At 67.8% G+C, this 10,022-nt stretch carries 2 protein-coding genes and 1 pseudogene; all 3 read right to left on the reverse strand.

What is annotated here, in order from left to right; all coding sequences use genetic code 11:
* Positions 1–6,184 (reverse strand): non-ribosomal peptide synthetase (locus IRZ56_RS22720; RefSeq protein WP_196146999.1); only part of this gene is annotated, 6,184 nt, incomplete at its 3' end.
* A gap of 1 nt (position 6,185) precedes the next feature.
* Positions 6,186–9,398 (reverse strand): annotated as a pseudogene (locus tag IRZ56_RS22725) (amino acid adenylation domain-containing protein); the annotation flags it as partial.
* A gap of 133 nt (positions 9,399–9,531) precedes the next feature.
* Positions 9,532–10,022: phosphopantetheine-binding protein (locus IRZ56_RS22730; RefSeq protein WP_230390501.1), on the reverse strand; the 491-nt coding region annotated here is incomplete at its 5' end.

Raw genomic sequence — 10,022 nt, forward strand, 5'->3', positions numbered from 1 at the left:
CGGGCCCTATGCCCCGGGCGATGAGTGTCGCGGCCAGACGGTTGGCGCGTTGGTTGAGGGTGGCGTAGTCCAGGCACTGGTCACCGAACAGAACTGCCGGAGCCTTGGGCGTGCGCGCGGCCCACTCCTCGAACAGGGCATGCACCGGGCGCTGCATCGGATAGTCGCGGACCGGGCCATTCCAGGCCTCCACCTGCCGACAGTGAGCTGGCGCGCAAGCGTGCAAGGCGCCGACCGGCGTGTGCGACGAGGCCTCGAGCAACTGCTGCACCAGGCTGTCGAAGCTGTCGGCCAACTGTTCGATGGCCTGCTCGCCATATAGGCTCTGGTCGAAGCAATAGTGCAAGGTCAGTTGCTCGCCTAGGCTGATCGCCAGCGACAGTGGGTAATTGGATTGCTCGTGGTTGACCACCTCGCCGAAGCGCAGCGTACTGCCCTCGCCCTGGGCCAACGCCTCGGAAATCGGATAGTTCTCGAACACCAGCAAGCTGTCGAACAGCGGCGTGGCACCCAGCCCGGCCCAACGCTGGATATCCACCAGGGCCGTATGCTCATGCTCGCGGATCGCCAGGTTCTCCTGCTGGATGCCTTGCAGCCACTGGCCTACAGCACAGGAGCCTCGGACCTCGGCGATTACCGGCAGGGTATTGATGAACAGCCCGACCTGCTGCTCGATGCCTGGCAGCGCCGCCGGCCGGCCCGCCACGGTGGCCCCGAAGGCGACGCAGTCCTGCCCGGTGTAGCGCTGTAACAGCAGCAGCCAGGTTGCCTGCATCAACGTATTGAAGGTGACCTTGTGGCGCCGGGCGAACTCGCCGAGCGCGCGCGTACGCGCCCGGTCATAGGTGCGGTAGGCATGGCCATTGGCTTGTCCGGGCGAACCCTGGCCAGCATGAGCGAAGGCCAGGGCCAGGTGCGTGGGCCCAGGGATGCGCGCCAGGCGCGTCTTCCAGAAGGTCTCGGTGTGGCTGCGGTCCTGGCCTTGCAACCACTGGATATAGTCCCGGTAGCGGCCCTGCTGGGGCACCAGCGGCTGGCCGTGGTAGCACTGCAGCACTTCCCCCAGCAGCTGGGCATTGCTCCAACCGTCGAGCAGGATGTGGTGGTTGGTGTAGATCAACCGATGGCGGCCAGGCCCGGTGCGCACCAGCAACAGGCGCAGCAGCGGTGCCTGGGCCAGGTCGAAGCCGCGCTCGCGCTCTTCGCGGGCCAGTGCCTCCAGGTCTGCCTGCGCCGCGCTTTCGAGGATTTGCAAACTGTCGGGCAGCGTGCGGCAGACCAGTTGCTGCGCCGGTTCGTCGCGCCAGTCGAAACAGCTGCGCAGGCTGTCGTGACGGGCCACGACCTGCCGCCAGGCAGTGGCGAAGCGTGCCTCGTCGAGCCCCTGCACATCCACCCACATCTGGTTGACGTATTCATGGCGCGCCTCGTCGTACAAGGCATGGAACAACATGCCCTGCTGCATGGGCGAAAGCGGATAGACATCGTCGATCAGTCGCCCGCCGGCTTCCAGACACTCCAGCTGCGCCTGGCCGAGCCCCGACAAGGGCACGTCCGAAGGCGTCAGGCCGCGGTTGGCAGGGTTCACGCAGTGCTCGACCAACAGCGCCAGCTCCTGGCCATAGGCCTGGGCCAGCGCCTCGATGGCCTCGCTGTCGAAGCAGTCGCGGCTGAAGGTCCAGCCAAGGCTCAACTCGCCGTCGTAGACCTGCCCGTTGAGGCTCAGCCAGTTGCCCAGCAGCGCCCCTTCGCTCTGCTCCGCACCACGCCCCTCACGGGCAGGAGCGAACAGGTCGTCGCGGGCGTCGAGGCTGGCATCGAACTGGCCGAGGTAGTTGAAGGTAATGCGTGGGCGCGGCAAGGCCGCCAGCTCGGCGCGCACCTGCGGCTCGCCCAGGTAGCGCAGGATGCCGAAGCCCACGCCTTTGTCGGGCACGGCGCGCAGTTGCTCCTTGACCGCCTTGATCGATTCGCCCAGCCCCCCGACCGGGGCCAGGCTCACCGGGAACAGGCTGGTGAACCAGCCTACGGTGCGCGACAGGTCGATGTCGTCGAACAGCTCTTCGCGGCCGTGGCCCTCCAGTTGTACCAGCACCTGCGGCTGGTCGGTCCAACGCACCAGCACGCGGGCCAGAGCGGTGAGCAGCAGGTCGTTGACCTGGGTGCGGTAGGCAGCTGGCGCCTGGCGCAACAGCTGTTGGGTGAGCGTGCGGTCCAGCCGGGTATAGACACTGTGGGCGTGGCGGGCCAGCTGGCTGCCCTGCGGGTCGCGGCAGGGCAGCTCGTTCGCCTTGCCCGCCAGGCTGCGCCAGTGCGCCAGCGTTTCGAGGGCAGCGCCACGGGCATGCTCGCCCAGGCGCTGGCCCCACTGCTGGTAGCTGCTGGTCCGGGCCGGCAAGGCCAGCGGCTGCCCGGCGGCCCGCTGGCGATAGGCCTGTTGCAGGTCGTCGAACAGGATACGCCAGGACACGCCATCGACCACCAGGTGGTGGATCACCAGCAGCAGGCGCTGAGTGCCGTCGCCAAGGTCCGCCAGCAGGCCGCGCAGCAGTTCACCGCGGGCCAGGTGCAGGCTGGCCTGGGCCTCGCTGCAGGCGGCCTCCAGCGCTTGTGGCGAATCCACTTGAGTGGTCCACAGCAAGGGGCGCTGGGCCCACTGCATGCGCAGTTGCTCCAGCGTCAGGTGCGTGCCACACCCCTCGGTGAATGCCAGGCGCAGGGCATCGTGGTGGATCACCAGGGCTTGCAGGGCCTGCTCCAGCAGCGCAGGGTCCAGGGCGCTGCGCACTTGCAGCAGCACCGACTGATTCCAGTGGTCAGGTTGGGCGACGGCCTGTTCGAAAAACCAGTGCTGAATCGGCAGCAATGCCAGGTCGCCCGTGACCGGCGGCTGTTCACGGGCCTGCGTCGGTTCACCCTCGCGCACCACCCTGGCCAGGGCAGCGACCGTCTGGTGGGTGAAGACATCGCGGGCGGTGAAGTGCAGCCCTTGCTGGCGGGCGCGGCTGACCAGCTGGATGGAGATGATCGAGTCACCGCCGACTTCGAAGAAGTTATCCTGGCGCCCTACCCGCTCACGCTTGAGCACCGCGGCCCAGACTGCAGCCAGGCGCTGCTCGCGTGCGTCTTGTGGCGCTTCGAACGCTTCGTCCGTGCGTGCGCAAGGTGGCGGCAGCGCACGACGGTCCAGCTTGCCGTTGGCGGTGAAAGGCAGGCCAGCCAGCACCACGGCATGGGCCGGTACTTGGTAGTCGGGCACCTGCAGACGCAAGCCCTCGAGTACCGCGTCAACCCAACGCTGGCGCGCGCCCTCGTCGGCTTCGGCCAGCGTTGCGTCCATCGGCACCAGGTAGGCAACCAGGCGCAGGCTGCCCTCGACCTCGCGTGCCAGTACCGCCGCCGCCGCGACACCGTCCAACCCACGCAGGCGCTGGGCGACGTCGTCGGGCTCGACGCGAAAACCTCGGATCTTGACCTGGTCGTCACCGCGCCCCAGGTATTCGATGCCAGCATCGCCGATGCGCGCCAGGTCGCCGGTGCGGTACGCACGGCCCCCCGGAGCCCCCTCAGGGTCGGGCACGAAGCGCTCGGCGGTCAGGCCCGTGCGCCCAAGGTAGCCGCGGGCCAGGGCCGGTCCTGCCACCTGCAGCTGGCCACTGGCGCCCAGCACCACCGGGCCGAGGCCGTCATCGAGCAGCTGCACCCGGGCCTGGGGCATGGCCCGGCCCATGGCGATACGCGTGCCCGCGTCGCCTGGCTCGACGGTGCCGGCGATCACGCCGACGGTGGTCTCGGTCGGACCATAGTGGTTGACCACCTGGCACTGCGGGGCTGCCGCCCGGATGCGCGCCAGCAGCTGCGCCGAGCACGCCTCGCCCCCCAGCACCAGGCACTGGCGTGGCAGGACCTGGGCCGGCTGGGCGGCCTCGAGCAGCGCTTCCAGGTGCGATGGCACGATCTTCAATGCATCCACCGCGTGAGTCTGCATGAAGCCGGCGAAGCGCTCGGCATCGCGCACCTGGTCGTCATCGGCCAGGCACAGGGTGCGGCCTGAACACAGGGCGCCGAACAGCATGGTGTGCCCAAGGTCCGCCGCCGGGGTCGAGACCAGTGCCAAGGTGCGCGCCTGCGCCCAGGGCATGCATGTCAGCAGCCCTTGCACGTAGGCGAGCAAGGCGCCATGGCTGACCATCACGCCCTTGGACTGACCGCTGGAGCCGGAGGTGTAGATCACATACGCCAGGTTGTCGGCCAGCACCGAGGGCTGCTGGCGCTCGATGGGTTCACAGGGTTGGCCGAGTACGTCGTCCAATGCCAGGCTGGGCACTTCCATCCCGCCCGCCTGTTCGGCGATCCAGGCCGCATCGGTGAGCAGCACCGGCGCGGCGCTTTCTGCCAGCAACTGGCCGACCCGCGCCTGTGGCGTGCGGGTGTCGATGGGCAGGTAGGCGCCGCCGGCCTTGAGGATCGCCAACATGCCCACCACCAGTTCCAACGAGCGCGCAGCGCGCAGGGCGATGCAGGTTTCAGGGCCCACTCCCAGGGCCTGCAGGCGTGCGGCGAGCTGTTCGGCGTGCAAGTTCAGGTCGCGATAGGTTAGACGTCGCTCGCCCTGTACCAGCGCCACGGCATCCGGCTGCTGGCATGCGAACGCCTCGATCAGCCCATGCACGGTCCCTTGGGGGGCATCGGCTACCGCCTCGCCGGTGCAGACGGCCTGCACGGTTCGCTGCGCCTCGGCGTCCAGCAGCGGGATTGATTCAAGCGTACTGTCAGGGACCTCGGCGAACGCCTGTAGCAGGCATGCGAAATGCCCCGCCATGCGCGCCAGCGTCTGTTCGCGGAACAGGTCGCGTGCGTAGATGAACGAAGCGCTCACCGCCTCGCCATGCTCGAAGGTTTCCAGGGTCAGGTCGAACTTGCTCTGGCAACCGGCCAGGGCAAGGCCTTCGACAGCCAGGTGCTCGTGCACCTGCCAGTGATCGCCACGCGCCTCGCTCTGGTGGTTGTGCAGCACCTGGAACAGCGGGCTCTGGCTCAGGCTGCGCTCTGGCTGCAGGGCCTCGACCAGTTGCTCGAAAGGCAGGTCCTGGTGGGCCTGGGCCTGCTGTACCTGGTGCTTGAGCTGACGCAACAGGGCGCGGAACGTCATGCGACCGTCCAGGTGCGAACGCAGCACCAGGGTGTTGACGAAGAAGCCGATCAGGCGCTCGGTCTCCGGCCGGTTGCGGTTGCTCACCGGCAGGCCGACGCGAATATCGGTCTGCCCGGTATAGCGGTGCAGCAAGGCATGCAGGCAGGCCTGGAGAGCGACGAACAGGGTCACCCCTTCATCCTTGGCCAGGCGTTGCAGGTCGCGCACCGCCGTCGACGGCAACGGGATGGCGCAGCGGCCACCTGCGAGGCTGCGCTGGGCCGGACGCGGGTAGTCGGTCGGCAGCCCCAACTGCACAGGGTCTGTGCCCAGTTGTTCGGCCCAGTAGGCAAGTTGGCGGTCCGCCTCGCCGGCCTCCATCCAGCAGCGCTGCCAATGGGCATAATCGGCGTACTGGATGGGCAGGGCCGGCAGCGCCTGACCGCCACCGTAAAGGTGAATCAGCTCCTCGACCATCACCTGCATCGACCAGCCATCGGCCGCGATGTGGTGCAAGGTCAGCACCAGTACATGTTCGTCCGCGGCCAGGCGCAGCAGGCTCACCCGCAACGGGCGGCCAGCGCCCAGGTCGAACGGCCTGACGATCTCGGCCTCGACCAGCGCCTGCAAGGCATCGGCACCCAGCCGGGCCTGGGCCAGGTCATGTAGGTCGATGGCCAGCGGCGTGGCCGGCAGGATGGCTTGGCTCGCGACGCCTTCGTCTTCGATGAACGCGGTGCGCAGCACCTCGTGGCGCTCGACCAGGCGGTCGAAGGCGTGTTGCAGGGCTTGCAGGTCCAGGGTGCCGCGCAAGCGCAGCACGCTGGGGATGTGGTAGGCCGAACCCTGACGGTCCAGTTGCCAGAGGAACCACTGCCGCTGCTGGGCATACGACAGCCGTGGCCGCTCGGTGTCACGTGCACCTGCGGGGATCGGCAACTGGGCCAGGCCCAGGCCTTTTTCCCGAAGCTTGTCGAGGAACAGGCGGCCCTGGCTCGCCGGCAGTTTGAGGAATCGCTGAACGAGGGCGACCTTGCTGTTCTGATCCATTTCAGTTCGCCTCCAGCGCGTCGAGAAAGTCGTTGAGTTCATCCAGGGTCTCGCCCATGTCCACTGACACCAGCGGCTGAACCGCCTGTACGAAACCTTCCAGGGTGCTTTCCTGGAACAGCAGGCTCAGCGGGATGTTGGCACCCAACTCCACCTGGACGCGGGCCATCACCTGGGTGGCCAGCAGCGAGTGCCCGCCCAGGTCGAAGAAGTTGTCGTTAAGGCCGACCCGAGGCACGCCGAGCAAGGCCTGCCAGATATCAGCGACCTGCTGCTCCAACGCGGTACGCGGTGCCAGGTAGTGGCTGGCCAGCCACTGTGGGTCCGGCGCGGGCAGGGCGCGGCGGTCGAGCTTGCCATTGGGCGAAAGCGGCATGGCGGCCAGTATCATCACCTGGCTGGGCACCATGTAGTCAGGCAGGCGCGCCTTGAGCCAGGCCTGCAGCTCGCGTACCCATGGGCCGGGGTCATCGCCCAACGCTTGCGTGGTAACCAGGTAGGCGACCAGCTGGGTGCCGCCGGCGCCCTGCACCGGTACCACCAGCGCCTCGCGCACCTGGGCGTGCTCCAGCAGGCGCGCCTCGATCTCGCTCAACTCAATGCGAAAACCGCGCAGTTTGATCTGGTGGTCGGTACGCCCGACATATTCGATATCGCCATTGGCCAGGCGTCGCACCCGGTCGCCGGTGCGGTACAGGCGGCCACCGTTGGCGAAGGGGTTGGGCACGAAGCGCGCGGCGGTCAGGTCGGGGCGCTGGAAGTACCCACGAGCCAGCAAGTCGCCGCCAATCAACAGCTCGCCGACCACGCCCACTGGCGCCAGCGCGCCATTACCGTCGACTACATACAGCGAGCGGCCCGCGAGCACCTGGCCGATCGGCGGGTTGCCGGTGACCGGGCCCTGGCTGCAATCATGGGCGCTGACCGTCACCGTGGCTTCGGTCGGGCCATAGGTATTGAGCAGGCGCACGCCCTCTAGCCCAGCAGCGCGCCAGGCCGTCAGGGCGTCGGCGGCCATCGCCTCGCCCCCGGCATGGACCTGGCGCAGCCGGCCGTAGCTGGCCCGTGGGTGCGCGGCGAAATCCTTGGCCAGCATGGCCCAGTAGGCGGTGGTCAGGTCGGCGACGGTGACGCCCTGCTCCACCAGCACCTGGTGGAACTGTTCGCTGCTCCAGATCTCGTTGCCCCGCAGCAGCACCGCAGCGCCGCAGATCAGGGCCGGGAACAGCTGCTCGACGAAGCCATCGAAGTTGAAGGTAGCGAACTGCAGCACGCGGTCGGCGCACGACAACCCGAAGAAATCGATGCACACCTGCACGTGGGCTACGAGGGCCGCCTGGCTGACCGCCACGCCCTTGGGCCGACCGGTGGAGCCGGAGGTGAACATGACATAGGCCAGGTTGCCCGGCGCGCTACGCTGCGGCGGGTTACCCGGGTCGCTGGCGCTGGCGGCCGGCGCGTCCAGCTCCAGTACGGGCATGGCGCCGCAGTCGGGCAACTGGCCACGTAGTTCAGGCTGGGTGAGCAGGCAGGCCAGGCCTGCGTCCTCGATCATGCCTTGCAGGCGTTCGCGGGGGTATTGCGGGTCCATCGGCACATAGGCCGCACCACTCTTGAGCACCGCCAGCACGGCAATCGCCATGCACAGCCCGCGATCCACCGCGATGCCGACCCGCTGCTCGGGGGCGATGCCCAGCGCCAACAGGCGTGCCGCCAGGCGGTTGGCTTCGGCGTTCATTTGCCGATAGGTCAGATGCTGGCCCTCATGGATCAATGCCAGCGCCTCAGGGGTGCGCTCGACCTGGGCCTCGATCAACGCCTTGAGGCTGTGCTGGTCGTCGACCGCCAGCCCGTCGATGCCGCTCCATTCGTGTTCCAGTTGCCGGCGTTGCGCAGCGTCGAGCAGTTGCAGCTCGCCGATGGCCGCATCGGGCTGGGCCACCAGCGCCTGCAACAGGTTGTGCCAATGTCCGGCCAGGCGCGCGATGGTCTGGGGCTCGAACAATTCGCGCATGTAGGTGAACGAGGCGATCAGCCCCTCGTCGGTTTCGGCCGTGTCCAGGCTCAGGTCGAACTGCGCGGTTTGGCTGTCGAACGCCAGGCTGTCGATGCGCAATGCGTGCAACTGGCACGTCGGCAGAGCCTCGCGGCTTGAGTTCTGGTGACTGTACATGGCCTGGAACAGTGGGCTGTGGCTGAGGCTGCGCTCCGGCTGCAAGGCTTCGACCAATTGCTCGAACGGCAGGTCCTGGTGGGCCTGGGCCTGCAACATGGCCTGTGCGGCCTGGGCTAGCACCTGGCGATAGCTCATGCGCCCGTCCAATTGCGCCTTGAGCACCTGGGTGTTGACGAAGAAACCGATCAGCCCCTGGGTTTCCGGGCGATTGCGGTTGGCGTTGGGGATGCCGATGCGCAGCTCGTCCTGGCCGCTGTAGCGGTGCAACAAGACCTGGAAGCTGGCCAGCAACAGGGTGAACAAGGTGACCCCTTGCTCGTTGGCCAGGCGCTTGAGGACCTGGCACAGCGGCGCGGCGACCGTCAGATCGTGGCGTGCGCCGCGATAGCTCTGGGCCGCGGGTCGCGGATGGTCCAGGGGCAGCTCCAGCACCGGCTGCTCGCCGCCGAGCTGGCCGACCCAGTAGTCCAGCTGGCGCTGGCGCTCGCCGGCCTCCATCCAGGCGCGTTGCCACAGTGCATAGTCGGCGTACTGGATCGCCAGCGGCTCGTGGCTGGGCTGGTGGCCCTCGCACAAGGCCTGGTAGGCCTCCACCAGCTCACGAACCATGATCTGCATCGACCAGCCATCGGCGACGATGTGGTGCAGGACCATCACCAGCACATGGTCATCGTCGGCCTGGCGCAGCAGGTGCACGCGCAGCAATGGCCCGGCGGCCAGGTCGAACGGCTGCACCACCAGGGCCTCGACCCGCGCCCTGAGAGCGTCGGAGGGCAACCGGCCTACCGCCTCGATGTGCAAGGCCACGGTCTGCTGGGCCTCGATGCGCTGCAGCGGCTGCCCGGCGCCAGTATCGATACAGGTGCGCAGGCTTTCGTGGCGAGCCAGCAGGTAGTCGAAGCTGCGCTGCAGGGCCTGCAGGTCCAGCGGACCGCTCAGGTGCAGCGCGGCCGGGATATGGTAGGCCGCGCTGCCCGGCTCCAGCTGCCAGAGGAACCACTGGCGTTCCTGGGCATAGGACAGGCGCAGCGGCTCGACCGGGTCACGTCGGAACACCGGGGCGACGTCGTAGAGATTGACCCCCTCCTTCTTCAGCAGAACCGCCAGGGCCTTGCGCTCCTGCGCAGACAGCACACCAATGGATTCAATCAACTCTTGCACGCCATGACCCTCATTCGGAAAGCAGCTTTTCAAGCTCAGTGGCTGATAAACGTTTGAGGGCCGCCAAGGATTTAGCCAAGGCGTCCTGCACCGGCGCCTGCTCTTGCTGCAAGGCCTCGAGCGCCTGGGCCTGCTCGGCCAGCACCGGGTGGCTGAACAGGGTCTTGAGGGGCAGGTCGAGCTGCCACGACTCCCTGGCCCTGGCCACCACCTGCATGGCCAGCAACGAATGCCCGCCCAACTCGAAGAAGTTGTCCGTACGCCCTACCCGTTCGAGCTTGAGCACCTGCGCCCAGAGTTCGGCCAGGCGCATTTCCAGCTCGCCCTGAGGCGCCTCGTAGGCTTCCTGAACTTGGGCCAGGTCTGGCGCCGGCAAGGCCTTACGGTCGAGCTTGCCGGCCGGGGTCAGAGGCAGGCGCTCGAGCAGCAGCCAGGCGGTCGGCACCATGTAGTCCGGCAGCAGCGCACGCAGGGCCTGGCGCAGGCGTTCCCGTAGCGTCG

Source organism: Pseudomonas guariconensis, from assembly GCF_015680235.1.
Classification (GTDB): domain Bacteria; phylum Pseudomonadota; class Gammaproteobacteria; order Pseudomonadales; family Pseudomonadaceae; genus Aquipseudomonas; species Aquipseudomonas guariconensis_A.